General features: G+C 61.8%; 32 protein-coding genes and 2 pseudogenes. 3 read left to right on the plus strand and 31 right to left on the minus strand.

The genetic code is table 11. From position 1 onward, the window contains the following. Positions 1 to 46 precede the first annotated feature (46 nt). The 30 genes and pseudogenes from ACMGGG_RS14215 to ACMGGG_RS14360 form a co-directional block, all read right to left on the minus strand. The gene (locus ACMGGG_RS14215; RefSeq protein ID WP_054886645.1) at positions 47 to 631 is read right to left on the minus strand and encodes a tail assembly protein; all 585 of its coding nucleotides are present in this window, start codon (positions 629 to 631) and stop codon (positions 47 to 49) included. Beyond that, a complete protein-coding gene (locus tag ACMGGG_RS14220; RefSeq protein ID WP_414155718.1) occupies positions 628 to 1,410 on the minus strand; it encodes a C40 family peptidase in 783 nt (260 codons plus the stop codon). The genes ACMGGG_RS14215 and ACMGGG_RS14220 overlap by 4 nt, the downstream gene beginning before the upstream one ends. Positions 1,411 to 1,412: 2 nt before the next feature. Next, entirely contained in the window at positions 1,413 to 2,114 is a 702-nt protein-coding gene (locus ACMGGG_RS14225; protein ID WP_414155719.1) for a phage minor tail protein L, read from the minus strand. Between the two features lie 37 nt (positions 2,115 to 2,151). Next, entirely contained in the window at positions 2,152 to 2,499 is a 348-nt protein-coding gene (locus tag ACMGGG_RS14230; protein WP_054925847.1) for a phage tail protein, read from the minus strand. Beyond that, entirely contained in the window at positions 2,499 to 5,030 is a 2,532-nt protein-coding gene (locus tag ACMGGG_RS14235; protein ID WP_414155720.1) for a phage tail tape measure protein, read from the minus strand. Before ACMGGG_RS14235 ends, ACMGGG_RS14230 begins: the two co-directional genes overlap by 1 nt. 39 nt (positions 5,031 to 5,069) lie before the next feature. Next, positions 5,070 to 5,378, minus strand: a complete 309-nt coding sequence (locus ACMGGG_RS14240; RefSeq protein ID WP_414155815.1) for a superinfection immunity protein — start codon at positions 5,376 to 5,378, stop codon at positions 5,070 to 5,072. A gap of 298 nt (positions 5,379 to 5,676) precedes the next feature. Beyond that, the gene (locus tag ACMGGG_RS14245) at positions 5,677 to 6,144 is read right to left on the minus strand and encodes a phage tail assembly chaperone family protein, TAC (protein WP_414155721.1); all 468 of its coding nucleotides are present in this window, start codon (positions 6,142 to 6,144) and stop codon (positions 5,677 to 5,679) included. An 8-nt stretch (positions 6,145 to 6,152) separates the two neighbouring features. Continuing rightward, positions 6,153 to 6,380, minus strand: a pseudogene (locus ACMGGG_RS14250) (phage tail tube protein); the annotation flags it as partial. Positions 6,381 to 6,539: 159 nt separating this feature from the next. Continuing rightward, positions 6,540 to 6,878, minus strand: a pseudogene (locus tag ACMGGG_RS14255) (phage tail tube protein); the annotation flags it as partial. 52 nt (positions 6,879 to 6,930) lie between these two features. Then, a complete protein-coding gene (locus ACMGGG_RS14260) occupies positions 6,931 to 7,299 on the minus strand; it encodes a DUF3168 domain-containing protein (RefSeq protein ID WP_414155722.1) in 369 nt (122 codons plus the stop codon). Beyond that, on the minus strand, positions 7,296 to 7,781 hold the full coding sequence (locus ACMGGG_RS14265; RefSeq protein ID WP_414155723.1) for an HK97-gp10 family putative phage morphogenesis protein: 486 nt from the start codon (positions 7,779 to 7,781) through the stop codon (positions 7,296 to 7,298). The genes ACMGGG_RS14260 and ACMGGG_RS14265 overlap by 4 nt, the downstream gene beginning before the upstream one ends. Next, positions 7,774 to 8,115 (minus strand): phage head closure protein, encoded by a 342-nt coding sequence (locus tag ACMGGG_RS14270; protein WP_414155724.1) that lies wholly within the window; start codon positions 8,113 to 8,115, stop codon positions 7,774 to 7,776. Before ACMGGG_RS14270 ends, ACMGGG_RS14265 begins: the two co-directional genes overlap by 8 nt. Then, positions 8,115 to 8,591 carry a head-tail connector protein gene (locus ACMGGG_RS14275; RefSeq protein WP_414155725.1) on the minus strand — a complete coding sequence of 159 codons (477 nt, stop codon included), beginning with the start codon at positions 8,589 to 8,591 and terminating at the stop codon, positions 8,115 to 8,117. Before ACMGGG_RS14275 ends, ACMGGG_RS14270 begins: the two co-directional genes overlap by 1 nt. Positions 8,592 to 8,593: 2 nt before the next feature. After that, a complete protein-coding gene (locus ACMGGG_RS14280; protein ID WP_414155726.1) occupies positions 8,594 to 8,839 on the minus strand; it encodes a hypothetical protein in 246 nt (81 codons plus the stop codon). 41 nt (positions 8,840 to 8,880) lie between these two features. Continuing rightward, entirely contained in the window at positions 8,881 to 10,095 is a 1,215-nt protein-coding gene (locus tag ACMGGG_RS14285; RefSeq protein WP_196128057.1) for a phage major capsid protein, read from the minus strand. Between the two features lie 2 nt (positions 10,096 to 10,097). After that, the gene (locus ACMGGG_RS14290) at positions 10,098 to 10,979 is read right to left on the minus strand and encodes a head maturation protease, ClpP-related (protein ID WP_054912138.1); all 882 of its coding nucleotides are present in this window, start codon (positions 10,977 to 10,979) and stop codon (positions 10,098 to 10,100) included. A gap of 14 nt (positions 10,980 to 10,993) precedes the next feature. Continuing rightward, complete coding sequence (locus ACMGGG_RS14295) at positions 10,994 to 12,394, minus strand: phage portal protein (protein ID WP_054912139.1); 1,401 nt, start codon at positions 12,392 to 12,394, stop codon at positions 10,994 to 10,996. Then, positions 12,394 to 14,118: a terminase large subunit gene (locus ACMGGG_RS14300; RefSeq protein WP_414155727.1), complete on the minus strand. Its 1,725-nt coding sequence runs from the start codon at positions 14,116 to 14,118 to the stop codon at positions 12,394 to 12,396. The genes ACMGGG_RS14295 and ACMGGG_RS14300 overlap by 1 nt, the downstream gene beginning before the upstream one ends. Before the next feature lie 3 nt (positions 14,119 to 14,121). Beyond that, the gene (locus ACMGGG_RS14305; RefSeq protein WP_414155728.1) at positions 14,122 to 14,598 is read right to left on the minus strand and encodes a phage terminase small subunit P27 family; all 477 of its coding nucleotides are present in this window, start codon (positions 14,596 to 14,598) and stop codon (positions 14,122 to 14,124) included. A 147-nt stretch (positions 14,599 to 14,745) separates the two neighbouring features. Continuing rightward, a complete protein-coding gene (locus tag ACMGGG_RS14310) occupies positions 14,746 to 15,126 on the minus strand; it encodes an HNH endonuclease (protein ID WP_414155729.1) in 381 nt (126 codons plus the stop codon). Continuing rightward, entirely contained in the window at positions 15,117 to 15,296 is a 180-nt protein-coding gene (locus tag ACMGGG_RS14315) for a hypothetical protein (RefSeq protein WP_414155730.1), read from the minus strand. Before ACMGGG_RS14315 ends, ACMGGG_RS14310 begins: the two co-directional genes overlap by 10 nt. A 60-nt stretch (positions 15,297 to 15,356) precedes the next feature. After that, positions 15,357 to 15,680: a phage holin, lambda family gene (locus ACMGGG_RS14320; protein ID WP_054892292.1), complete on the minus strand. Its 324-nt coding sequence runs from the start codon at positions 15,678 to 15,680 to the stop codon at positions 15,357 to 15,359. Between the two features lie 142 nt (positions 15,681 to 15,822). Further along, positions 15,823 to 16,164 carry an antiterminator Q family protein gene (locus ACMGGG_RS14325; protein ID WP_054892293.1) on the minus strand — a complete coding sequence of 114 codons (342 nt, stop codon included), beginning with the start codon at positions 16,162 to 16,164 and terminating at the stop codon, positions 15,823 to 15,825. Positions 16,165 to 16,174: 10 nt separating this feature from the next. Beyond that, positions 16,175 to 16,492, minus strand: coding sequence for a hypothetical protein (locus tag ACMGGG_RS14330; RefSeq protein WP_414155731.1), 318 nt, complete (start codon positions 16,490 to 16,492; stop codon positions 16,175 to 16,177). Then, positions 16,486 to 16,767, minus strand: a complete 282-nt coding sequence (locus ACMGGG_RS14335) for a hypothetical protein (RefSeq protein ID WP_414155732.1) — start codon at positions 16,765 to 16,767, stop codon at positions 16,486 to 16,488. The genes ACMGGG_RS14330 and ACMGGG_RS14335 overlap by 7 nt, the downstream gene beginning before the upstream one ends. Beyond that, positions 16,764 to 18,062 (minus strand): tyrosine-type recombinase/integrase, encoded by a 1,299-nt coding sequence (locus ACMGGG_RS14340; protein ID WP_414155733.1) that lies wholly within the window; start codon positions 18,060 to 18,062, stop codon positions 16,764 to 16,766. The genes ACMGGG_RS14335 and ACMGGG_RS14340 overlap by 4 nt, the downstream gene beginning before the upstream one ends. After that, entirely contained in the window at positions 18,059 to 18,487 is a 429-nt protein-coding gene (locus ACMGGG_RS14345; RefSeq protein WP_414155734.1) for a VRR-NUC domain-containing protein, read from the minus strand. The genes ACMGGG_RS14340 and ACMGGG_RS14345 overlap by 4 nt, the downstream gene beginning before the upstream one ends. Continuing rightward, positions 18,484 to 18,780: a DUF1364 domain-containing protein gene (locus ACMGGG_RS14350; protein WP_372822472.1), complete on the minus strand. Its 297-nt coding sequence runs from the start codon at positions 18,778 to 18,780 to the stop codon at positions 18,484 to 18,486. The genes ACMGGG_RS14345 and ACMGGG_RS14350 overlap by 4 nt, the downstream gene beginning before the upstream one ends. 2 nt (positions 18,781 to 18,782) lie before the next feature. Further along, the gene (locus tag ACMGGG_RS14355) at positions 18,783 to 19,595 is read right to left on the minus strand and encodes an ATP-binding protein (RefSeq protein ID WP_414155735.1); all 813 of its coding nucleotides are present in this window, start codon (positions 19,593 to 19,595) and stop codon (positions 18,783 to 18,785) included. After that, complete coding sequence (locus ACMGGG_RS14360) at positions 19,585 to 20,436, minus strand: replication protein (protein ID WP_414155736.1); 852 nt, start codon at positions 20,434 to 20,436, stop codon at positions 19,585 to 19,587. Before ACMGGG_RS14360 ends, ACMGGG_RS14355 begins: the two co-directional genes overlap by 11 nt. Before the next feature lie 139 nt (positions 20,437 to 20,575). On the opposite strand from ACMGGG_RS14360, the gene ACMGGG_RS14365 reads away from it, so the two are divergent. After that, positions 20,576 to 20,857, plus strand: coding sequence for a hypothetical protein (locus ACMGGG_RS14365; RefSeq protein WP_414155737.1), 282 nt, complete (start codon positions 20,576 to 20,578; stop codon positions 20,855 to 20,857). A gap of 180 nt (positions 20,858 to 21,037) precedes the next feature. Here ACMGGG_RS14365 and ACMGGG_RS14370 read toward each other — a convergent pair whose 3' ends face one another. Further along, on the minus strand, positions 21,038 to 21,262 hold the full coding sequence (locus ACMGGG_RS14370; RefSeq protein WP_414155738.1) for a helix-turn-helix transcriptional regulator: 225 nt from the start codon (positions 21,260 to 21,262) through the stop codon (positions 21,038 to 21,040). Between the two features lie 104 nt (positions 21,263 to 21,366). On the opposite strand from ACMGGG_RS14370, the gene ACMGGG_RS14375 reads away from it, so the two are divergent. After that, positions 21,367 to 22,095 (plus strand): XRE family transcriptional regulator, encoded by a 729-nt coding sequence (locus tag ACMGGG_RS14375; protein WP_414155816.1) that lies wholly within the window; start codon positions 21,367 to 21,369, stop codon positions 22,093 to 22,095. A gap of 639 nt (positions 22,096 to 22,734) precedes the next feature. Beyond that, positions 22,735 to 23,118, plus strand: coding sequence for a response regulator transcription factor (locus tag ACMGGG_RS14380; RefSeq protein ID WP_414155739.1), 384 nt, complete (start codon positions 22,735 to 22,737; stop codon positions 23,116 to 23,118). Positions 23,119 to 23,126 lie beyond the last annotated feature (8 nt).

Genomic DNA, 23,126 nt, shown 5'->3' on the forward strand with positions numbered 1-23,126 from the left:
TCCAGAAACAAAAAACCTGCCGAAGCAGGTCAGGTAATTCAGCTGGCTACAGCTGGTCTTGTGGGTACACCCCACCAGACTCGATCGCGCCGCCGATCTCGCGCTCGCCGTACAGGACGGGATAGGGGTTGCCCTGGGCGATGGTGGTGACGGCGCTGCCGAACCCATAGCTGGGGTTGTTGCCGTCTTCGTTGCGGTCGAGGCTGCCGGTCTTGGCCGTCGGCGAGAGCATCTGCACGACACCGCCCAGCGCCAGCGCAGCACCACCAGCCATCAGGGCAATACCGACACCGGAGCTCAGGCCGCCAGTGAAGACCCCGGCGACCACCAGCACGGCGCCGAGCACCACCTGGAACAGGCCTCCTTGCTTGCTGCCCTGGATGATCGGCGCGATGCGGATCTCTTCGGCATCGCTGCCCTGCAGGTCCAGCTCCTCAGGCGCCAGGTTGCGGCGGCCGGAGAACACGGTGAACACCAGGCCGCGCTCCTCCCCTGTGGCGAGAAACTTCTCGAAGCCTGGCAGCATGATGCACAGCGCCTGCACCGCGTCTCGCGGGCTTTGCACGTCGAGGAGGTATTCGCGCCCGAAGTGCTTGCGCAGTACGCCGTAGAGCTTCACGGTGCGCTTCATGGCTGGTAGTCCTTGTGCCTGAGGATCAGTCGGCAGCGGTTGGCCATCGACCAGCCGTAAATGTCGCGGGTAGAGGCCCGGCCAGCCATATGGTGGTAGATGAACGGGCCGGACCCGCCAAGGGCTGGAGCGTCCTCGCTAACCAGCGCCGGCTCGTCACCGAGATAGATTGCAGCGTGGTTCGGGTGGAAGCACGGACGGCCAGGCGATGGCACCATGAAGACCAGCATGTCGCCACGGCGCGGATCATTGACCTGGTAGAAGCCAGCGCCCTTGAAGTTGTCCTCGTACAGGCTCGGCCCCTCGGCCTCCTCCCACCACAAGTCCTTGCGCTCGAAGTTCGGCAGCACCAGGCCGGCCTCGCGGGCATACCAGTCGCGGCAGGCGCCCCAGCAGTCGAGCAGGCCGTGCGAGAAGTCCCGCCCCAGCAGCGGGGCGACGTAGCCGGTGGGCTTGAACCACTCCATATCCCCGCCTGGCCACGATACGATGCCCCAGGGCACTTCGTGCAACTCGCAGCTGACTCGGTCGGCCATGCTGGGGCGCGGGCTCGCGTCAGGATGGCTGTGGATGATCGCCAGCAGGGTGCCGCGGTCTTCGGCCTGGGCCAGGTCTTCGTGGTGCAGCGTGAACTGGTCACGCGGGGTACGTGCCAGGTTGCGGCATGGCACGTACTCGCGACCGGCGTCGGTCTTGATCAGCACGCCGCAGGCTTCCGCCGGGTGCGCGCGTTCGGCATGCTCGCGAATCGCGGCCTGCAGCTGTTGGTTGATGCGCATGGTTACCTCGAACTTGCGATCAGGCTCGCGCCCATGGAGCCACCGAAGCGACGGGTGTTGCCGCGAAGCTTGCAGCTGTTCCAGCGGCCGCCGCAGCGATCGAGCGCGGGGTTGTCCGTGGGCTCGTTCTGTTTGGTGAACATCGCGGCGCCCGCGTACGCGCAGGCCTCGCCACGGTACCCGCCGCGCGTGGCCCACCGGCAGAGCTTGGTGATCTGCTGGCTCGGCAGCATGATTCCGCCCATGTCCAGCGGGCTCGATAGCTGGAACGTCACCTGCTCGCGGTCTTCCTCGGTCTTCTGCTCGATGAACCACAGGTTCTCCCGCGCTTGGTTCGCCGCGTTGGGGTTGCCGTCCGGGAAGTTGGCGGCGTCCAGAAAGTGCCGGAAGGTCTCGATGACCTTGACGCGCGCGCCGGCCAGATCCTTGAGCGCCAGGCACATCGCCGTGACCGCGCCGCGCACACCGGCGATTTCGTTCGCCAGCTGCAGGGTTGGTGTGGCGGGCCGCCCGTCGCCGCGAATGTCGAAGCCCTTAGCCTCGATCTGGATTGGCTCGTACAGCTGGCCCTGCCAGATGATGTCTCCTTCCTGGGCGTGGCCGTGGAAGCGCATGAGGTTGCCGCCCAGGCGGGTTGCGTCCACCTCGTACAGCCGGATCTGGTTGCCCGGCTCGAGCTTCTGGATATCGGTCTCGAAAGTCATGGGGGCCTCAGAAAAAAGAAACCCCGCGGAGGCGGGGTCAGTAAGGGGTGAAGGCTTGCTTCATCGTAAAGCTGATCTTGGTCTGCCCCGCGCCCAGCGGGTCCAGCTTGTAGCCGTTGACCTTGAAGCGGGCGCGCAAGCCACTTGGCGAGGTCCAGAAGAACGACTTGTAGCCCTCGTGGCGGTCGAGGAAGTCGCGCATCTGGCGTAGTTCCTGGCCCTCCTCAAGGCTGCCCACGGCCTGGTGCGTCCACTCCTCCGACTTGCCGTTGATGCCGGTACCGCCCGACTGGCTGTAACCGTCGCCGAAGTCGTTTTCCCACACGCGCTGTTTTACATCCCCTGAGGCGCCCACCCGGGTGCAGAAACTGAACTCCTCGGCCATTACCTCCTCCACATCGATCCGCCTTGGGCGAACTCCTCGTTCACCACCTCGCGGATGGTTTGCCTGAACGCTTGACCCATCATTTCGCCCTGGCGGCGCGCCGCTTCGTCGCTCATGCCTGCCTGGGCCTGAACGGTCACTGGTGCGTTAATGGTGATTCCCCCGCCCCGGCCCATGCCCCCGCCGGCTTCGTTCGCGCTGCGCAGGTAGTGGGTCAGGTCGCGGTTCTGGTTGGGGTTCAGCACCCGCTCACCGCCATCAAGCAGCCAGGTGCCTTCCCTGGGGATGTTGTCGATACCGTCGTGAGCCATACCCATCAGCGCAGTCGATGCCACACCTGCAACCATTGGCGCGGTAGCAGCAGCTGCAGCAAGAGCGGCTCCCGGCGCCAGCGCTGGACCAAAGACAGGAATTGCAGCAGTCGAAGCGTAGGCCGCAAGCTGGGCTTGGAATGCAGTAGCCTGTGCGTTCGCCACCATGGCCAGTCCAGCCGTGGATTGCGTCGTTTTACCAACGATCAGTTGCACGGCCTGGTACACCAGCCACTGGGCAGTCATGTCGCTCAGTGCCTGAACTCCCGATTTGGCGAACCCAGTGATCATGTCCACCAGCGCATCGCCGGCGTCCTTGGAACCGGTGGCCACGTCAGAGAGGAAAGAACTCAACTCCCCCTTGGCGCTCCCGAGAGTCGAGGTGGTGGCGTCGGCCGCCATGGCTGAATAGTTGGTGGCTGCGTCAGCGAAGTTTTCCCAGGCGCTGGTGACACCATCCATCCAGTTGCTTTGCGCTTCGTCTATCTGGTTGTAGTAGTCCTGTTGCAGAACCAGGCGCGCGGCAAGGGCTTCGCTCAGCACCTCGGTTTCCTGAGCGTACAACTCGGCACTGATATCGCCGCTGTTGCGCTGCAAGACCAGTTCGCGCTGCTGGCGGTTGAAGTCCTCCTCGATCGCCAGGCGCTCCTTCAAGCGCTCCTTGTACTTGTCACCGCGGCCCGCACCAGCCAGGTCCTGATCGAACCCGCTCCTGGCCGTCTGGTAGTCTTCGCCGACGTTGGCGCGGAAGGCGGCGAGCTTCTTCGCGTCCTCGTTCTCCTGCTTGATCTTCTTGAGCTGGTCGAGTTCAGCTGCGAGCCCTTTGAGTCGATCCTGCTGCTGAACGCTCAGCCCGCTCAGCTTCCCGGATTCGAGCTCGAACTGCAGCTTCGCCACCTCCGTGGCGTCCTTGCGTTTGTCGACCTCGGTATTGATGAGTGCGATCTGGCGCTGGTAATCCTGCTCTGTCGTATCGAACTGCCCTTGAAGCTTCTTTGCTGCGGCCTCCGCGGCTTTGGCGGCATCCTGCTGGGCCCTTGTGATCGCTGTGAATGTTCCGGGCCCACTGGTTTTAAGCCTATCGAGAAGGTCTGCAAGTTCCTTGACCTGATTTTTGCTACCAGATCCACCGGTCTTGGAGTCGAAGCTTGCCATGAGATCACCGTAACCGGTGATCAAGCTATCCATATGCTCTTTGGTGCCACCGATGACATTCCCCATGGCATCGATATTCTTGAAAGCATTGTAAATACGCACTGGCGGCAGATACCTATCCCACCACTTGGCGTCCTCTCCTCCTACCATTGCGTTGTCGAAGTCGGAAAGAGACTTTAAACCGACGCCCAACAGGTGAATCCCTGCAACTGTCCCGATTGCGAACTTTGCCAGTGCCTGGAGGCTCGCTGCCAGATCATCCGCGACTTTCTTCGCGACAACTCCATTGATGCTGGAATCACTTAACCGCCCAGCGAACTCCGCCATGCTTGGCAGCAGCGCTGCGGTTAGCTGATTTGTAATCCCGGAGATCGATTGATCGACAAGCCAGTTGGCAGCCTGCAGCTCTTTCGCCGCTCGAACCGTCTTCTCATCCATGATGGCGCCGGCTGCCTCAGCCGCATCGCTAAACCTTTTGAATCCTTCACTGTTGTTCCTGAGCAGGGGTAGCAGCAAAGTTGCGTCATTGGCGATAGCCTCCATATAGAAGGTCATATCGCTCTGGCTTACCTTCGCCTTTTCAAGACTTGATACATACAGCCCTAGTGCTTGGCTTCCACTAAGGTTACGAAACTGATCGGCCGTAACGCCTACTTTCGGCGCGATCTGCTCGAAGAAGTCCTTCATTTCTCCGCCGCCGGTATTAAGAAAATCACCGACCTTGTCATTCACATCCTTGAGAATGTCAGAGAGTTTGTCCTGCTCAACACCAACAAGTCTTGCGCCAGATGCAAGTTTTTGAAAGTCAGTAGTACTGACGTTCGCTACAGAAGCGAGTTTTGCAACCTCAGTTGCAGATTTGATCGCTGAAACGGTTATCGCCCCAAGAGCCGTAACCCCGGCGGCGAGACCTGCACCAACAGCCGCACCAAGCTTGGCTGCACTGTCGCTGATCTGCTTCATACGCTTTTCTGCAGACCGCCCAGCCTTGTCGAGACCCTGCTCGAACCCACCAACCTTGGCAATCAGGTCCAGCGTCAGCGTCCCCAACGACCTGTTTGCCATACTGCCTCCAAAAAAAAGCCCGCATTAAGCGGGCCTCCTTCATTGATTGAGTAACCTGGCCTTCTCTGCCTGGTATTCATCTTCCGTTAAATCTCCGGAAGATTTCAGACGAGATATTCGCTCAAGATCCTCGTACTTATTAGAGCCGCCAGATGCATTTTTTATTCTGGATGCACCAAACAAAGCCCATATCAAACAAATGACCCAAACCACCATCGTCCAACCAAGGAAAAGGTTCATCATGAAAATGGTGGTATATCGTCCATGATTTCTATAAAAGGCAATCATCATTGGAACGAAGTAAATAACTAATGAAAGCGCAATCCCAAGCAAGTAACCGCCATACATGATTTCCACTCTGGTTCCCTCCGACATAAACAGCCGGTCAATCTACCACCAAGCAGCCGAACTCCAAAGGATTGGGGCTATGCCCACTCGTCCATCGCCTGCTGCAGACTGAGCACCTTGAGGTCACCATGAGGGGTGAAATCATCCGGGGTGAAGGGTTGTGGCCGTGCCTTCCTGTCACGACCCTGATTCGCCAGGATGGATGCCAGAAGCGCCACACCCCGCTCGACCCTCATCCCGAGGTGCAGCGATCCGCGTCGATCCCGGAACTTCACCCAGGATCGATATTCGCGCAGGCTCAGGTTTTCTTGCGCTTGCGCGATGGTGCAGCCTCCGACACCGGCGAGGACGAGCTCATGCCAGAGCTCGTCGAGGGCGGTGAGCTCGTCGTCTTTCCCAGGTTGTTGACCTCATGGATAGCTTGGAGCAGCGCCACGGTAAGGTTGCCGTCGAGAGCGCCCATGCGTTTGGTGCTGTCCGGGTCCTTGGCCTGCTCATCCTTGTCGAGGGGGCCGTGCGTGATATCCAGCGCAGTGAAAACTGGATTGCCCTCTTCGTCGCAGATCGCGGCTGCAATGCGTCCCGCGATACTGTCCTGTTTGCCGCCGGCGGCGAGCACATCGCTCACGGCGGTCTGGTAACCCAGCGGGCGCACGAACACCGTGGCGGTGATCGTATCGCTGCCCTGCCGCCAGCTGATCTCCTTTTCAACTGGCCGGCCGGTGAACGAACCCGCTTGGCGCAGGCTGTCGATATTGAGCTTCATTGGCTACCTCAAGCGGTCTTCTTGATCCAGGCGGAACCGCCCGAACGCTGGATGGATACCGCGGTGCTGACAACAGCGTTGGCGGCGAAGTCGAACGGGAAGTCGGCGACGTAGCCTTCGAAGACGAACCAGGTGCGCGAAGGAGGGAGAACGAAGTCTTCCTCGAGGTTGACCGAGGCGGTGGCCGCGGCGCCGGACCCGGAGCCGCCAGTGAAGCCTACGGTCGGCGCACTGGTGTAGCCGCTGCCAGGGTTGGTGATGTTGATCGCTACCACCCCGTCGTCGTCGAGCAGGGCCACGGCAGTCGCGCCGCTGCCGCCACCGCCGGTCAGGGTCACGGTCGGCGCACTGGTGTAGCCGCTGCCGCCGCTGGTGACGGCGATTGCGTCCAGGGCGCCCGCAGCCGCCAAGGTGGGGGCCGCAGTTCCGTCGGACCAGCCGACAGCCCACTTCTGGGTCGTGTCGCCGTTCTCTTCGGAGCGCTGATGCAGCCGCAGGTGGCTGGGGCTGTTGGGGTCCGCGTTGATGGTCAGCGATGCCTGTCCGGGAGTGCGCAGTCCCTTCTTGTAGGTGCGATCTCGGTCGCTGAGGCAAGTGTCCTCGATCTGCTCGGCAGGGGCGCCGCCTGGGTTGAAGGCTGTGGCGCATTCGACCTCCATCACAGTCGATGGGCCGTTGCCATTGAGGGGCGGCATCAGGGTGTATACCTGGGTGCCTTGGGTGAGAATCGACATGGTGATCTCCTGTCGGGCAAAGAAAAGCCCGCTCTAGGCGGGCTCGGTTGGCTCAACGGCGGACTATCCAGTCCACGTCGAAGCTTGTTCGGTAATTCTTGGTTGTTGGGTCTCGGCCCTCGCCGCCCCAGCGGGTGACGTAGGCGTGCAACTCAATTGCATCGCGGATCGCATCACGGACCTGGCGCACCGAGACGCCGGTGGTGCCGTACACGTCGACCTGCAGCGTTATGCTGTCAGCGTCTGGCCGGCCGGCCAGGAAGTTCTCCGGGCTGCCGCTCACCACCTGCCATACCGCGTACGGCTTGGCCACGGCCTCCGGAGACTCGCCGAATGAGTAGAGCCTGAGGTTTGTCCCGGCCCCGAGCAGCGCCGTGACGGACGCCGATTCGGAGCACAGCTGGGCAATGGGTGGGGTCATGAGGAATCTGCCTTCTTTGCAGCGCGACGGATCGCGCGGTCGATCGCCTTTTCGTACTCGCTGACGAAGGTGCTGGTCGCTTGGCTGATGCTGTCTGCCAGCGCCGGCCGCATAAATGGCACCGCGGCCATCTTCTCGGTACCGAACTCGATCAAGCGCCAGTGCGGCGTCGGTGCGTTCGGACTGAGATCACCGCCATCCTTGAGCACGGCGCCATGCAGCACGCCGATCCGGAATCCCAGGTCGCCCGTCTGCTTGAACAACCGGCCATTCCAGCGCAGCGCGATGTTTTCAGCGATGGAACGGCCAGTGGCCTTGTCGTCGATGCGCTCGGCGCGCTCCTTGGCGTTCTGCATCACCACCTGGGCGGCTTTGCGCAACGCGGCCCGACCACCCTTGCGGCGAACGTCGTAGCTGACGGAGTCCAGCTTGCCCAGCAGGCTTTCCAGCCCGGTGATGCTGAACTCGACGCCGTCAGCCATCCTTCACCCCCTTCTCGACCAAGATCGTCAGGTAGTCCAGGCCGGACTTGTCGTCGGCCAGAGGTGGCCCGACGATGCTGTACACATCGCCCCGGTAAAGGATGCGCATGGTTGGAAGAACACCTGGTCGGTACCGGATTACCATCCTGCCAGTGGCCTGCGCCTGGCCGGCCTGGGCCGCGATGAAATCTCGCGCCGAAAGATCCTCGACGCGTGCCGGGCACTTTGACCACCGGGTTACCCATTCAGGCTCACCGAACTCCAGGGTTACCGGATCGCGTACCGGCACCAGCTCCTGGATATCGATCCGGTGCCGGAGCTTCCCGGCCTGCATCACACACCCATCCGGATGCGGTATGGCATCAGCAGGTGTTGCGAGGCCAGCGGCAGCTCGGTGGCAATGGTGCCGGTCACCACATCCTCGCGGTTGGCGAACAGGTGACCCAGCTTTAGCAAGCAAGCCGCCTGGATAGACGGATTCAGCACCATGCCGTAGGCGATGGCGTCGGCCTGGTCGTAGGCATCGGCCAGCGCCTGGCGAGCATGCTCGAGCAGGCGACAGCGCAGCGAGTGGTCCTGCTCTGCCTCCACAGCAGCGACTGCCGCGGCGTTCACCTCCTTGGCCTGCTGCAGGGAAGCAGATACGCCGGCACGGGCGCCGTCGAGTGATATCTGGTCCAGGTAGAAGCGGCGGTTCAGGAACTGCATGGCCGCCTCCTCTGCCGCATCAAGCTGCGCCTGGACCAGCACCTGATCCTCCGGCTCGGCCAGCAGGTGATGCATGGCGAGGTCGATGGCGATCACGGACATGGTCAGTCTGCCTTCTTCTTGGCAGCGGCCTTGGGCTTAGCACCGGTCGAAACAGGTGCCGAAGTCGTCGCGGCTGGAGCAGCATCACCCAGGGTCAGGTCGACCTGCGCTTCATCGTCGCCATCATGCTTTTCCGCATAACCCTTCTGGATAAGCTCTCGGCCGTGCTGCTCATCAGTGATGAACGGGCTACCTTCAACCAGAGTTTTTCCACCCAGGTAGAGCGGTTTCAAGGTCTTCATCTTCATGACAGCCTCCAGTGGGCCGCCGCTCGGGCGGCCCGTTCAGGTCAAGGGGTGGTTGGAGCGGTGAAGTTGCCGTAGATGAAGGCCTCGGGACGCTTCACCGCGAGTGCGACCCGCTCCTCGCAGCGGATCGAGATCATGTTCTTCTCGAAGTCGTCGGCGTTCTCGGTCGAGATCACCACGTTGGCGTCCTCGCGATCGAACAGCTGAGCGCCAGTCTGGAAGGCGCCGGTCAGGAACTTGCCCTGGAAGGCGGCGATCTCGGTGGCAACGACCGGCAGACCCCACAGCAGCGGGCCGGTCAGGCCCAGCGGGTTGGCCAGGATGTAGCGGCCAAGCGTGTCCTTGGTCAGTTCGATCTTCGCCCAGTCGATGAAGTGCAGCACGTGACCCGAGGCAGGCAGGCGCGCCAGCTGCGCTTGCAACATGGCCAGGCGCAGATCATCGATACCGGACTGCTGGTCGACTTCGAACGCGGCCGCGAAAGCAGTGGCTTGCGGCACGATGCCGTGCAGATGAACGCCGGTGCCGTCACCGAACAGAATTTCCTGCTCTTCAGCGTACTTCAGGCCGTAGCGCATCTCGGTGTCGATGGTGGACTGCAGCTGCGCGAAGTCGTCCAGGATCTGCTTGGACGCCTTGAACATGTGAGCGATGGTGCTCACCGGGGTGATCTTGGTAGCGAACTGGATATCGCTGTAAGGCTTCGCGGTGTTCTCAGCCACGACACGCGCGGCGTTGGTGAAGCCGGTCTGCTGCACCCAGAAGATCGCGGGAGAGGTGGTTCGGCCCGGGGCGATCAGGTCGCGAATGAACAGGCGCTGCTTCGGCTCGGCATCAATGCCAGGCAGGCGCTGCGGCTCGACCACGCCCTCGGCGACGCCGGAGCTGATCAGGGCGGCCTGCACCGGAACACTCACGCGGCGATTGCCTTCGATGCTGGCTGCGAACTGCTTCAGCGCTTCGCTCTTGATCACGACGCCACCAACGGTGTCGCGAGGAGTGGCAGCGCTGTTGCCAGGGTTGCGCACCAGCTCCTGCTCCATTTCACCCAGGCGCGCTTTCAGCTGCTTCTCGGCCTCGGTCAGCGAGTTGAACTTGGTGGCCAGCTCGTCGACGGTTGCCTTGGTCTCGTTCGACAGAGAGCCAGCCTTCTTGGCTTCTGCCAGGGCATTCTCGGCCTGCTTACTAAATTCGTCGGTCGCCTTCTTCAATTCAGCGGATACGTTTTTCAGCAGTTCTGCGGTGGATTCGCTCATGGTTATGCTCCGGTTTGGATAGCTGCTGCCGAAAACCGCGCGAGTGCGGCTTGTAGGTCGGCGATGGGATTGGCCAGGTCGGCCGGTGTTTCGGCAGCGTTCTGCTTGCCGGAGCTGGTAGCGCCAGGCGTACCAGCTTTGAGGTCTTGAATCAGTGCGCGCCGGTCGGTGCGCGACATGCCTTGCTTGGCAAGGATCACGTCCAGGCGGCGGGCGGCCACCTGGTGAGGCGCGGACGCCTGGGGATCTTCCTGGATGGCATCCGAAGCAAGCAGGCTGTCGGCGAAGCCCGCCTCGATCGCGGCGCTGCCGCCCATCCAGGTCTCCACGTCCATCAGCTTGCGCATTGCCTCCGGCTTGTCGCCGGTGCGAACCGAGTAGATATCGGCCAGGGTTCCGTCAATTTGCTCGAGGAAGTCGGCCACCTCGCGGATCTCGTTGCGATCGCCGGCAGCCATGGTCCAGCTGTTGTGGATCATCAGGAACCCAGCCCGGGCGACCTGGATTTCATCGGCGGCCATCGCGATGAAGGATGCGGCCGAGGCAGCCAGTCCCAGCACCTGGACGGTCACCTTGCCCTTGTGCTCGCGCAGCAGGTTGTAAATGGCCAGGCCTTCGAAGACATCGCCACCAGGGCTGTTGATCTTCACGGTCACATCGTTGTCGCCGATGGAGCGCAGCGCGGCGCTGATGCGCTTGGCCGTTACGCCTTCGCCAGTCCACCAGTCGAAGCCAATGGGGTCGTACATGGTGATGGTGTTGTCGTCGGTCGCTGCTGCCTTGATCGACGGGTTCCAGCGCTCCAGCGCCAGCGGCATGAGATCGCAGTGGATCTGCGCGCGCGGGCGTGCCGCCGGAGCCTCCGGAATGGTCTTCAGTGTCATGGGTTACTCCAGGGTCAGGCTGCTTTGAGCAGTGGCAGTGAGATCAGGGCATGGGCCATCACTGGGCCGTCGGGATTTCCAGATTCCAGCGCCTTGGACGCCAGGTCGAACGCATCACTGATCGCACCTTTGTCCCCGCTCTGGTTGGCGGCGGCGATGCGCAGCATGAAAGCGGTGGCCGCCGGCGACATGCCAGCCGACTGTTTGCCCAGTTGATCGAGCGGCACAAGCGCCGACTGAACCGTGAAGGTGTCGCCGCCGGGGATTGGGGCCAGGTTCTCGAGGCGCCGCACTTCGTTCCGGCTCATCCAGCCGTTCTGCAGGGCTGTGTTGTACCAGGCGCCACGGCCCGCGCTGTCGGCGCGCAGCAGCCCCTCTACCGCGAACTCAGCAAAGAACTCATCGGCGTCAGCCTCGCCGATCAGGCAGCGAGTGATTTCCTGCTCAATGTTGACGAGCAGCGGTCGCAGGCTGTTGGTCAGAAAGTGCAGGTTCTGCGCCTCCACCGAGCTGGCCCAGCTGGATTGCTTGTCCATGTGCCCAACCATGAACGGCGGAACGCGGAACCAGCGGCAGATTTCTTCAACGTTGAACGAGCGGGATTCCAGCATCTGGGCAGCTTCAGGGTTCATCGTGATGCCCTGATACTTCATTCCCGCCTCGGCCACCATGATCTTGCCGGCGTTCTTGGAGCCCATGAAGGCGCCAAGGCTGGCCCTCAGCTGTTCACGCTGCTCTGGCTTCAGGAGTGTCTCGCTACTGAGGATGCCGGAGGCCTGCATGCCTTGGGCAAACACCTTCGCAGCGGCCTCCTCCGCCGACATGGCTGAGCCGAAAATGTCACGGCCTGTAGTCACGGGAAGCATGCCGCACACACCATCCAGGCCGAAACCCCGGATGTGCATCAGGCTCTTTTCGGGGATGTCCCGGTCGGTACCGTTTTCAACGTAGGTGTACTTGAGCCTGCCGTTGTCCTGTCGCTTCACCTTCATGCACTGAGGCAGCAGCGGCACCAGCGCGACCAAGCGGTTGCCAATGAACTTCTTCTCGACGAAGGCATTGCCTCGAAGGCAGATGCTCGCCACCACCAGCAGCATGAAGCGCTGCGGAGTCATTTCACTGTTTGGCACCCGGCATAGCAGCCGGAACAGCGGGTGATCCTTGGCGGTTTCTCGCGACCCGTCGGGCATCCGTCGATACAGTTTCAGCGGCAGGGTCGACACCGACTCCGACAGCAGCCGTACGCAGGCCCAGACGGTGGACAGCTGCAACGCCTTGTCGACCGTTACGTGCTGCCCGCTTGCCGAGGTACCGAACCACTCCTGCCAGAATGCGCCATCCTTCAAGCTGATGGGCACGCCCAGCCAGTCCAGCACAGCAGACTTGATCCGCCCTGGTTTCTTTTCGCGTGCCATTACAGTCCCACCATGATCGGGTTTTCAAAGAAGCCGCTTGCGTCCGGTTCGCCGGCGTTCGCCAGCACTCGCCCGATGGCCATGATCAGCGCGACCGCGCCGTCTATCTTGTTGTCGTCGCCCTGCTTGATCGGGCGCACTACGTCGTCGTTGCCCGGCAGGAACTTGCCAATCACGTTGCCGATACACCAGGTCATGATCGGGTTGCCGTCATGATGGAACCGCCCGGCCTCGATGGCTGCCTCCAGTTCCTTCATGGCGTCCGACATGTTGGTGTAGTTCTGCGTGATCGTGATCGGATTGAAACCTTCGTCGTCGAGCTCATGGCTCAAGCCGGTGGCACCGTGCGGGTCAATCGGGCTTTCCCTGATAGGCGCCAGCTTGTTGGCTTCCTTGGTGTCTTCGAGGATTTCCCGGTAATCGATCTCGGCGCCAGGCGTGGCGGTCAAGTGCCCGGTGTTGATCCAGGCCTGGAAGCGCTCGGTCATCCGCTTATTGTCCACGTCGTTGGCCGTGTCTTCAGGAACCCAAAACGCCGGCGCCACGCTGTAGTAGTGAGTCTTGCCGTCGATCTCCCGCCAGAACAGCCTGGCCCTGGAGTTCATATCGAGCTTGCGCGCCAAGTCAAAGCCGGCGATCCACTCCTGGCCCTCGAACTGCTCGAGTGTGAGCGTCTTGTCCTCGCACGCCTTCCAGCTCTCCATGTTGAAGAAGCCAGACTTCGCGCTCACCCAGAGATTGAGGTGCTTGGTCTTGAAGGTGTTGGTGAACCTGGCGGAGCGAATCGCCCGAGCCAGCTGACTCTCCAGATACTCTTGGAATACCGATACCCCCATACAGGGGTTAGCCTTGGCGAGGTTCTTCGGGTCGGTCCAGTCGTCACCTTCGTCTAGCGTCCAGATGTAGCCGAACAGTTCGTCGTCGGGCACCGTGCCGTTGAGCATCTCGATGACCTGACGCCGCTTGTCGTAGCACGGCCCCTCGATGTTTGCTCCGGCGGTGGTGATGATGAACATCAGCGGCTGCCGACGAGCGCCCATGCCGGTGAGCATCGTGTCGTACTGGGCCGCACTGTCGTGCTCGTGGAACTCGTCGATGATCGCGCAGGACGGCGATGCACCGTCGCCAGGGTTGCCGATCAGCGGTTCGAAGCGGCTGCCGTTGGACGGTATGTTCAGATTCGAGGCGTTGACCTCAATGCCTGCCGCCTCGATCAGCATCGGCGACCGGCTGATCATCAGCCGCGCCGGGCGGAACACCTCCCACGCCTGCTTCTCGGTGGTAGCGCCCGAGTAGACCTCGGCGCCGAACTCGTTGTCTGCAGTGAACATGCTGATGCCAACACCAGCGGCGATCACCGACTTACCGTTCTTACGCGGCACCTCCCAGTAGCTTTCGCGGAAGCGCCGATATCCGCCCTTCTTCCGGACCCACCCGAAGGTGCAGGCCAGGCCAAACAGCTGCCAAGGCTCCAGGGTGATCAGCTGCCGCTTGAACGCCCACTCACCTTTCGTGTGTGGCAGCAGCTGCATCAACCGCAGCTTCTTCTCGGCCTTGGCCGGGTCGAACTTGTAGGGGTAGTTCTTGGAGCGACTGGCGGCTACGTCGTCAAAGTGACGCTCGATCGCCTGGTGGATGTAGCGACAGGCCGGGAACTTGCCTTTCAGGACGGACCTTGCCCACGCCATCGCCTTGTCGACGTTGGTGTACTTGGTCCTGGCCATTGGTCACTCGAGCAATCCTGCGAATGGGTTCGTTGTCTTCTGCTTGTTGCCGCCGATGATGCGCGTGCGGCTCGCGGGATCGAGCCCCAGCATCGAACCGAAGGTGACCATCTGGCGCATCGCTTCGTTCGCCGCTGTAAGCGCCGGGTTTTTCACCGGGCCGCCGGTGGCTCCCGCGACCACGATGCCGTGGGCGCGCACCGACTCTTGAGCCAGTCGCCAGTTACCGTAGGCCGTGCAGAAAGCCTCGACGTTGTGCATGTCAGTGAGCGCGAGCACCTTGGCGCGGAGCAGCTCCGGCACCAGCATTTGCCAAACCCGAGTGGCGTGTTCGCACAACCAATCCGGCGCATCGACGTTGGTCACCAGAGCGAAGTCCGGCTCGTCCGTGTTCAGCTTGCGCTTGCCGGGATTTCCGGCCAGCACCTTCTGGGCCGTGGGTTTTGGGCGACGGCCGGAGCGCCCGGCAACCCCTGGCATCGGCGCCTCCACTAAACTTTATATTTCGCGGGTGTAAAAAAAAGACTGGGGGCGCGGTCTAGAAACGAAAAGGCCTGAACTTTCGACCCTCCCCCTCCCCATTCGCGAGAATCAATCTCACCAACGGCAAATCTGATCGATTTTTGATCATTTCTGGCGAGCGTTGCCGAACCCACCGTCCTCACCGGCCGTCTTGGCCGAGTGGCACGGGGCACACAGGGCCTGCCAGTTCGACCGATCCCAGAACACCGTCATGTCGCCCTTGTGCGGCACGATGTGGTCAACATCGGTGGCCGCCACTACAAGGCCTCGAGCCTGGCAACGAATACACAGCGGATGCTTGGCCAGGTATCCAGCGCGAGCCTGCTGCCACTTGTACCCATATCCCCGTGACGTGGAGCTCTCGCGCGGCTTCTCTCGCACATGGCTCTTCACCTGCTCGGCGTGAGCATCGCAGTAGCCGCTGGCGTTCCTGTGCAGCGCCCTGCATCCCTGGGCTCGACACGGACGCTGCGGCCTCAACGGCATGGCGAGCCGTCCAGGTAGGTCAATGGCTGCGCGTCTGGGTCTGCGCCGTCACCGTCGGCCAGTGCTTCGATCAAGGCCAGGTTCTGGCTTGCGATCGTCTCCAGCAGAGCGGTCTGTTTCTGTTCCTGCTCCAGAATCTGCTGGAGCAAAGAGATTGCTTGCTCGCTCACGGGCTACCCTCATCCACTTGTTGATCCATTCGCGCCGAGCGGCGCATCCACTGCAACTCATCAGCCCTGCGCCTTGCGAGACAGGAACAGGTCGGAGTAGCCGCGAAGCTTCTCCACTCCCATGAAGCCGACAGCACCGCCGGCGAAGGTGGCCATGCCCTGCGGCAAGCCCATCCACTCCAGCAGCGGCACGAGGGCCAGCGTGATCAGGCCACACAGGGCGCCCTCCAAGATCATCTGCCGTCGCGTGCCACCGCCATACACCACTCGAAGAGCAGCGATCGCGACCGACAGGCCAGCGGCATACAGCTGGGGCTGGTGAGCCAGCACCCAGGCGAGCACGGCGGCCCACAGGCCAGGATCTTTCTCAGGCATGTTTGGCATCTCTATCCCTCCCTTTGCTGGGAGCAGAAACGAAAAAGCCCCGGCAGATGCCGAGGCTTATGGTGGATGTCGGTGATGCCGAGTTTGCTCTCGCGCACCTACCGCAAAGTAACACGAAAGATACGGGTGAGGACCGGGGATGTCAAGCGGCTTCACGCCGAACATCCAACGCACCATCAACCCAAGCCACGCCAGCCTTCCACAACTGCCGCGTCTTCTCCTCGCCGAAGCCAAGCTTCTTGCCCACATCACGCAAGGAAGTGTCCCGCGAGGTGTAGTACTTCATGATCACGGCGCCGCACTCGGCGTAGCGCTGCAACAACCGACCCACCAGGCGATCAACAAACAGCGCCTCGTCGTCGGTGATGATTGGGTCCAGGACCGTGTTCTCACGCGATGCGCAGCACGACACGCCCGACCCCAGCACAACCCACCTACCCCAATGCTCGAGCAGTTCCTCAGCACTTCTTTCCAAATGGCTCATGTCCTTCCCCTCAATCCCCGGTGTAGTTGGTTCCGCCGGCGCCGCGGCGGTTGTTCGTTTCGTACTGCGCAGATGGGCCTTCGGTGCGCAGTGGCCGCTGGCGATCAGCCTGCTGTTCCAGCTCGCGCACACGCAGCCCCAACTGCGTCACAAGTTCTTCCAGCGGCAGCGGCTCGCCGGTGACCGCCGACAACCAGCCTGATGCGTTGCAGCGACCGCAGGGCAGGTCATAGAACACGCCCTTGACCACCGCTCTCCCCTGGCAATCGGGGCACCTGGTCAGGGCGACCCGTTCCTTGCGCAGCGCCGGGCCGTGTTGCTTCACCACTCTGCTGCCTCGCCCAACACTTCGAAGCCACGCGGCGGCCAACTGAACAGGCGCCACATGAACGCCTCTAGCTTGGTCAGGTAGCGCATACGGCCGTAGACATTGGTCATGGTGTAGCCCAGGTGCACCTTCTTGATGGTGACTGTCCGGCTCCCAAGGCGATGGCACAGCTCGCGAATCACCTCCTTAGGACTGCCATTTGAAGTGTCGGCGCTGTAGGAAAGGTGGTTGCAGATGGCCGATGCCCGATCGATGAGCTCACTGTTATTTTTCATTTCGAATCCTCGCTAGTAACAAATTCGGGATAGGCACTAGAGGCCTTGCCCCCTGCCGCCCGCGCCTGAATCTGTGGGATTTCGGATAAGGCCTCTGTAAGGCCGTGAATGGCACCAAAGCCGATGCCGTCTAACCAGGCGTGCCACTTCTCCAGGGCTGCCCTGCGCTGCTGCATCGCTTGGGTGTGGATGTAGGTGCTGGCGATCTTGCCCAGCGAGTGGTTCAGCAGCATTTCGCCGATGTGCCCGTCGATGCCGAGGTCGGTCCAGGTGCTGCGAGAGACTTTCCGCAGATCGTGGCTGGTCCACTCGCCCCGTCCCAGGTAGGTGAATACAGCGCTGGCTTGGCTCTCGCTCAGGCACCCGCCGCGACGACTTGGGAACAGGTACACGCCGTCGTACCCGTCGGCTTGCTGGATTGCCCGGTACCGGCTCAGAAGCGCGCAGATCTGGGCTGTCAGCGGCAAGCGATGCTCAGTGCGGGTCTTGGCATTCGCTGCCGGGATGAACCACTCGCCAGCCGTGACCGAGACCTCGCTCCAGCGGGCCTTTCGGGTCTCGCCAATGCGAGTACCGTGCGCGAGCATCATCAGCGCCAGCATGGCCTTGGCGGGAGTCTCGTCGAAGGTCTGCCACAGCTGCTGCATCACATCAGCCAGGTGCACCGCTCGCAGACGGGCCGACTTCGGCAGGATCTTGGCCTTGGTGAAGTCGCTGAAGCGCAGGCCCGCCATAGGATCAGACTCGATCAGACCCAGGCGCTTCGCCTGCTTGAACGCCGTCAGCAGCAGCGCGAACATCTGGCGCAGGTAGGACAACGACACATCGGCCTGCGCTGGCCACATCAGCTGCTTGTCCAGCGTGTCGGCAGTCACGTCGGTAAGCACCATGTCATCCAGGCGCGGCTTCAGGTGCTGAGCAATGGCCGAGCGGGCGCCGGCCTTGCGCTTCACCGACAGCGAGCGGTCACGAGCCATCCGGTCGCCGTACCAGTCCAGCAGCTGACCCACGGTGGCCATACTCGACACAACCAGACCGGTGGCCGGGTCGCGCAGCAGGCGCTGACGCAGTGCGGGCAGCTCAGTCAGCACCGTGGCGACGTTCAGCTCTGGCCAGCGGGCGACCGGCACCCATTTCTTGCCGCGCACCAGGTGCCAGGTGGCGCGCTCGCGGTTGCTCCAGAAGCGCAGGTATAGGCCAGGGTGACGCGGGTCGCGCAGATCGCGCACGGACACGTCGGCGGCCTGGCGGCGCACCTCAGCCTCGCTGAACTTCACTTCGCGTGTTGCGCTCATGCGGCCACCGTCGCAGGCTGGAGCAGGTAGGCGCGGATCGCCTCGACGGCATCGATACTGCCCCGGCAGACGATCGCCAAGTATCCTTGGGCGGTCAGCGCCTGGATGTACGCATCCTGGCTGGGCGAAACCTCAGCATCGAAGGGAGGCTTGGCCTTAAATTCGATGTACAGGCCGAAATAGCCGCCACGAGCCATTGGTAGCACCAGGTCGGGAACACCAGCCTTCACGCCCTGCCCCTTCAGCTTTGCGGCGACCAACTTGTGCCGGTGCCCACCGTTCGGGACGTGGTAGATCAGCTTGTAGGCCTGCGGGTAGCGCAGTTGCAGTTCCTGCATGAGCGCGGCCTGCTCCTGCCCTTCCCTGTCGACGGGCTTTGCGCGGGTCGGCTTGGCCTTGAACGGGCGAAGGACAGAGCCACTCATGCGACCACCACGGACTCGGCCAGCAAAATCGACTGGGTGCGCATCACGCCCTCGGCGTGGTACTGACGGGCGATCTCGCGATCAATGGCCCGGCTTCGGCCATCGCAGGCATCGTGGCAGGCGCTGCAAGCCCATGCCCCCTGCAGGTCGTGCGGCTTCTTGCCCACGCCGCAGGTGCCGGCCAGGCGGTAGTGAGCAAGGACGGTGGTCTCTGGATTGCCGTTGCACACGCCCGGAATGCGCACTTGGCACTCCCTGCCGCGAGCAGCCTTGGTCAACTTGGTTTGTCGCATTGTCAGAGCTCCTCCTTGCCGCGGTGCGATTCCCACTCGAAGAGCACAATCACCCCTCCGCCCTCGCGCAGGCGGTCGTAGCAGCGTTCGCCCATGGCATGGCGCAGCTGGTCCCGGTCGAGGTTGGAAATCACCACCGTGGGGCGCATCTGCTCATAGCGCCCGTTGATGATCGAAAACAGGGTGGTCAGCTCGAATTCACTCGGCTGTTCCTTAGTCGCGCCGACCTCGTCCAGCACCAGCAGCGAGGGCTCGATAAGGCTGGACAGGATGTCGGCCTCGGACTGTTCGCTGTGACGGTCGTAAGTGGCGCGGATGGACTGCAGGATCGCGCCCACCGTGCGATACACGGCCGTCGCCGACGTGTTGCGCATCAGCTCGTTGGCCATACCAGCCCCCAGGTGGGTCTTGCCGGTACCGACATTGCCCAGCAGCATCAGGCAACGCCCGGTACGCTCGATCTCCTCGAACGCGGCCACGTAGCGCGTGCAGTAGGCCAGGGCCTTGCGCTGGCCTTCGTGCTCGACGCGGTAGTTGGCCAGGGTGCGCTCGGCGAAGCGCTTCGGGATCAGCGCCGAACCCAGCTTGCGGGTCATGGCCTCGCGCTTCAGGCGGGTTTCCTCGGCCTGCTGCTTCGCCTCTCGCTCAGCAATGGCGGCCTTCTCGCACTCAGGGCATCGGCCAACGATTTCGCGGCCCATCAGCATGGTCACGCGCTGTTCGAAGTCGCCGTGGTGCTCGCAGTGAGCAGGCTGGACGCGGAAGCCGGCAGCGTTTCGCACCTCGGACATGGTGATCACCGATTCAGATCGCATAGGTACCGTCCTCGCGCTCGGTCAGGCCGCCGGTGTAGTCGCGGTCACTGAAGCCGTGGTGGCGGCTATTGGGGTTAGCAGGCAGCTGGGCGGCGAGACGCTTGGTCACCCAGTCCACCTCGAATCCGCGCCATCCGTTCTCGACGGCGACCTCCAGGGCCTGGCCAGGCTGAATGCCGAATGCCTTGCACTGCTCCAGCTTGGCATTCAGGCCGGACCAGATCCGGGCAGTCACCGGGGCTTTTGCGGCCTTGCGGACAGTCAGGTAGTCAGCGATCAGTGACTCATCCAGGCCGTGCGGGTTGTCGGCCAGCATGGCGGCCTTCCCGAAAGGCGCCTTGCGGTCAGCCTTGGCCGGAGTCGGCTGCTCATCGTTGGGGGGGCATGTATTTTCTTCCGAAGGAAGAAATACATAGGGGGTTAGATTCTTAGAATAAAGAAGGGAGTCGGCGGTTTTGGTCTGTTTCGGCTCTTCTCCGATTCGGACCACTTGAGCCGACTCGGCTGATTTGGTCTGTTTCGGCTCAGTGACGTAGACCCAGTCTTTCGGGTCATTCACGCCGATGTCACCCCGGGCACCACCCTCGCGGAACAACACACGACGGCGCAGCAGACTGGATATCGCCTTGGATACGGAATCAGGGTGGGCGTTGATGGCCTTTGCGATGTCGGTCGCCGGGATGCGCTGGGCGCCCGCGCCGAAGTTGATGGTGGCCTTGGCCACGTACAGCACAATCTTCATCTCCCTGGCCGGGAGATCGATAGCCAACAGGCCATCCATGAGCTGGTTGTCCATCCGGGTGAACCCCCTGGACTTGTCAAATTGGACGATGTTTGTCATGCTTAAACCCGTTGAAATGTTGTAGAGAAAGCCGCCCTGCCAGGCGGTTTTTTTATGCCCGCAATTCGGGCGTTATGGGTGTCCGGTGCATCCGTGGTAGCTTTTTGCTTCCACACAACAAGGTCCAAGGAGACCGGACATGCAACAAGCAAACTCGCTAATGGAAATTCTTCAGTTGCAACCAGACGCGGACGCTAAGGTCGAGGTACTGGCCAAGATTGTGAGCACGCAGATCACCGCAACGCTGAACGGCCTTCTCACAGTGGTCAGTGCCGTAGACCAAGTCCCTGGCGTCGATAGAGAATCCATCAGGCGCGATCTGAATGAGCTGAAGTCCTTGGCAACTGCCGATGTAGATCGTCACCTGTACAATCAAACGATTGATCTGATTGCCTCTCGCCTGAGCCCAGAGCAGAAATAAAACCCACCATGACCTGGCGGCCGCCACTCAACCGCTGGGTCTTAATTCCTACTGCAGCGACCGCACACTTCTGCGCATCCACACGGTCAAGATCCTTCATCTGCTCTCTCCTACTGGTTAAATTCACAGCTGGTTCAGTTCACTACTGGCGCAAGGCCGGGTAGCGCATACTTCATTGCGTCAGGCTGCCGACTTGTCGCAGGGCACTGGCGGGAAGACGTCATCCAGATCGCAAGAGGCGCCAAGCGAGTTAAGCGCCGACACGATCTTCCGGGCCTCTTCAAGTCCTGGGCTCCTGCGATCAGCTTCGTAGTTGGCGAGCCTTGACTGGTTCCAGTTGAGAGCTCGCCGAAGGTTGGCCTGACTGATCTCCGCCCCCTCTCGGATCTTGCGAATATTGTTCATAGGGGTTCCTCGTTGACTTGAGCTCAGGATAAACACGCATTGTGTTAATGGCAATCACAAATAGTGAAAGCACGACATTTCATAACGTGATTAAAATCGCGACCATGAAAGAAACCCTCGGACAACGAATCAAACGCCACCGCAAAGCCGCAGGGCTCTCCCAGGCTGCGCTGGCATCTGCGTGCGGCTGGAAATCACAGTCGCGAGTTGGCAACTACGAAGCGGACAGTCGGGAGCCATCGCTGGCCGACTTGCGCTTGATAGCGAAGGCGCTCGGCGTTGATGAATCGGAAATCATCCTCGACTACAAGCCAACCACGCCCGAGCCAAACCCCAGCCGAGTTGAGCCGAATGCGGTCCTCCTTGGGCCGATTGACGTCTGGGATGACGACACGCCACTGGATGAGGACGAGGTCTATGTGCCATACCTGAAAGAGGTTGAGCTTTCGGCAGGCCAGGGCCGCACAGTTGTAGAGCAATCTCATACTCGCAAACTGCGGTTTGGAAAGATCACGCTGCGCAGGCAGAACGTTCAGCCAAGCGAGGCTGTCTGCGTCACTGTCGGCGGAAACAGCATGGAGCCAGTTCTGCCTGATGGCAGTACCGTAGGCGTGGACCAGGGTGCCACCAGCGTCATCGACGGTAAAATGTACGCCATCAATCACGGTGGTCAGCTTCGCGTCAAAACGCTGTACCGGCTTCCCGGCGGCGGGATCCGCATGCGCAGCTTCAACCGGGATGAGCATCCCGACGAGGAGTACAGCGCAGAAGAGATGCTCGACAAAGAAATCATCATCTTAGGCAAGGTCTTCTGGTCCTCCGTCCTCTGGTAACCCCTACCCGCCTTTCCTGAAGCCCGGCCATGTGCCGGGCTTTTTATCGCCTTTTGGAAAAATAATCACATTACGTGTTGACATAAATAAACACGTTGCGTGATATTAAGCCCATGCCGGATCGACACCGGCCGCAGCAAAGGCAGCGATGGACAGGCCTCAACAGTCCAGAGGGGTGGCAACTGCCCCGGGTGTGCAGGGTAAAGCACCGAGATCAGTCATCCGGCGGGAAGGTCCGCGGTCGGAGTCAACAACCTGATAACGAGCCACGATCGACGCCAGTAGCGGATCGAGGCTTAAGGAGATCCTGAAATGCCGAGATTCACCAACGGAGCGTTGGCCTTTCTGTTTCTGTTTGCTGTGGTTGGTGGCCTGCCCATCGGCCTGCTGCTCGCAGAAATCAGCAGCTGATGCTCACCGGATTTCACTGGCTGGCCTTCGATGTTGAGGGCCAGACGGGAAATCAACCGCCCAGGGGGCACAAGATGAACGTCATGACCTACGCCCACCGCCTGGTGCGCGCAATGGTTGAGCGCTGGGAGCGCCTCGGCCAAAGTTTCGATTACCCCGCAACCCTTCGAGCGTGCCTTCGGGTCGCTCACCGCCGCTTCAAGCCAGCGTAATCCACAGAGAACCTCAATGGACACGATCACAAGCGGCTCTTGGATGGGCCACCTTGGGCGCGGACTCGCGCCTCGGGAGCTGGAATGCGTTCTCGACGTTGCGCAGGGCATGACTTCCAAGCAAATCGCCCGACACTTCGGCATCAGCGAGGGTGGCGTCGAGAAGCGCATCGCCGCCGCGATGTTCAAGCTTGATGTGCCGCGCCGGGCCGCCCTGGTCGCCGAGGCCATGCGCCGCAACATCATCAGCCCGATGTGCTTCCTGCTCGCCGCACTGGTCGCCACTCACGCCGCCATTGGCGACAGCGACCCCATGCGCCGCGATCGACGAGTACTCGAACGCCGGATCGCCCAGGTCCGCATTCTCCGCAAAGCCGAGTCATTCGACTACCACGCCTGATTCCCACG

The sequence above is a fragment of the Pseudomonas sp. BNK-44-b genome (assembly GCF_047456245.1).
Classification (GTDB): domain Bacteria; phylum Pseudomonadota; class Gammaproteobacteria; order Pseudomonadales; family Pseudomonadaceae; genus Aquipseudomonas; species Aquipseudomonas machongensis.

Coding starts and splice junctions, on each gene's coding strand:
- ACMGGG_RS14215 (WP_054886645.1), bottom strand. CDS start 631: ATGAAGCGCACCGTGAAGCTCTACGGCGTACTGCGCAAGCACTTCGGG.
- ACMGGG_RS14220 (WP_414155718.1), bottom strand. CDS start 1,410: ATGCGCATCAACCAACAGCTGCAGGCCGCGATTCGCGAGCATGCCGAA.
- ACMGGG_RS14225 (WP_414155719.1), bottom strand. CDS start 2,114: ATGACTTTCGAGACCGATATCCAGAAGCTCGAGCCGGGCAACCAGATC.
- ACMGGG_RS14230 (WP_054925847.1), bottom strand. CDS start 2,499: ATGGCCGAGGAGTTCAGTTTCTGCACCCGGGTGGGCGCCTCAGGGGAT.
- ACMGGG_RS14235 (WP_414155720.1), bottom strand. CDS start 5,030: ATGGCAAACAGGTCGTTGGGGACGCTGACGCTGGACCTGATTGCCAAG.
- ACMGGG_RS14240 (WP_414155815.1), bottom strand. CDS start 5,378: ATGTATGGCGGTTACTTGCTTGGGATTGCGCTTTCATTAGTTATTTAC.
- ACMGGG_RS14245 (WP_414155721.1), bottom strand. CDS start 6,144: ATGAAGCTCAATATCGACAGCCTGCGCCAAGCGGGTTCGTTCACCGGC.
- ACMGGG_RS14260 (WP_414155722.1), bottom strand. CDS start 7,299: ATGACCCCACCCATTGCCCAGCTGTGCTCCGAATCGGCGTCCGTCACG.
- ACMGGG_RS14265 (WP_414155723.1), bottom strand. CDS start 7,781: ATGGCTGACGGCGTCGAGTTCAGCATCACCGGGCTGGAAAGCCTGCTG.
- ACMGGG_RS14270 (WP_414155724.1), bottom strand. CDS start 8,115: ATGCAGGCCGGGAAGCTCCGGCACCGGATCGATATCCAGGAGCTGGTG.
- ACMGGG_RS14275 (WP_414155725.1), bottom strand. CDS start 8,591: ATGTCCGTGATCGCCATCGACCTCGCCATGCATCACCTGCTGGCCGAG.
- ACMGGG_RS14280 (WP_414155726.1), bottom strand. CDS start 8,839: ATGAAGATGAAGACCTTGAAACCGCTCTACCTGGGTGGAAAAACTCTG.
- ACMGGG_RS14285 (WP_196128057.1), bottom strand. CDS start 10,095: ATGAGCGAATCCACCGCAGAACTGCTGAAAAACGTATCCGCTGAATTG.
- ACMGGG_RS14290 (WP_054912138.1), bottom strand. CDS start 10,979: ATGACACTGAAGACCATTCCGGAGGCTCCGGCGGCACGCCCGCGCGCG.
- ACMGGG_RS14295 (WP_054912139.1), bottom strand. CDS start 12,394: ATGGCACGCGAAAAGAAACCAGGGCGGATCAAGTCTGCTGTGCTGGAC.
- ACMGGG_RS14300 (WP_414155727.1), bottom strand. CDS start 14,118: ATGGCCAGGACCAAGTACACCAACGTCGACAAGGCGATGGCGTGGGCA.
- ACMGGG_RS14305 (WP_414155728.1), bottom strand. CDS start 14,598: ATGCCAGGGGTTGCCGGGCGCTCCGGCCGTCGCCCAAAACCCACGGCC.
- ACMGGG_RS14310 (WP_414155729.1), bottom strand. CDS start 15,126: ATGCCGTTGAGGCCGCAGCGTCCGTGTCGAGCCCAGGGATGCAGGGCG.
- ACMGGG_RS14320 (WP_054892292.1), bottom strand. CDS start 15,680: ATGCCAAACATGCCTGAGAAAGATCCTGGCCTGTGGGCCGCCGTGCTC.
- ACMGGG_RS14325 (WP_054892293.1), bottom strand. CDS start 16,164: ATGAGCCATTTGGAAAGAAGTGCTGAGGAACTGCTCGAGCATTGGGGT.
- ACMGGG_RS14335 (WP_414155732.1), bottom strand. CDS start 16,767: ATGAAAAATAACAGTGAGCTCATCGATCGGGCATCGGCCATCTGCAAC.
- ACMGGG_RS14340 (WP_414155733.1), bottom strand. CDS start 18,062: ATGAGCGCAACACGCGAAGTGAAGTTCAGCGAGGCTGAGGTGCGCCGC.
- ACMGGG_RS14345 (WP_414155734.1), bottom strand. CDS start 18,487: ATGAGTGGCTCTGTCCTTCGCCCGTTCAAGGCCAAGCCGACCCGCGCA.
- ACMGGG_RS14350 (WP_372822472.1), bottom strand. CDS start 18,780: ATGCGACAAACCAAGTTGACCAAGGCTGCTCGCGGCAGGGAGTGCCAA.
- ACMGGG_RS14355 (WP_414155735.1), bottom strand. CDS start 19,595: ATGCGATCTGAATCGGTGATCACCATGTCCGAGGTGCGAAACGCTGCC.
- ACMGGG_RS14360 (WP_414155736.1), bottom strand. CDS start 20,436: ATGACAAACATCGTCCAATTTGACAAGTCCAGGGGGTTCACCCGGATG.
- ACMGGG_RS14365 (WP_414155737.1), top strand. CDS start 20,576: ATGCAACAAGCAAACTCGCTAATGGAAATTCTTCAGTTGCAACCAGAC.
- ACMGGG_RS14370 (WP_414155738.1), bottom strand. CDS start 21,262: ATGAACAATATTCGCAAGATCCGAGAGGGGGCGGAGATCAGTCAGGCC.
- ACMGGG_RS14375 (WP_414155816.1), top strand. CDS start 21,367: ATGAAAGAAACCCTCGGACAACGAATCAAACGCCACCGCAAAGCCGCA.
- ACMGGG_RS14380 (WP_414155739.1), top strand. CDS start 22,735: ATGGACACGATCACAAGCGGCTCTTGGATGGGCCACCTTGGGCGCGGA.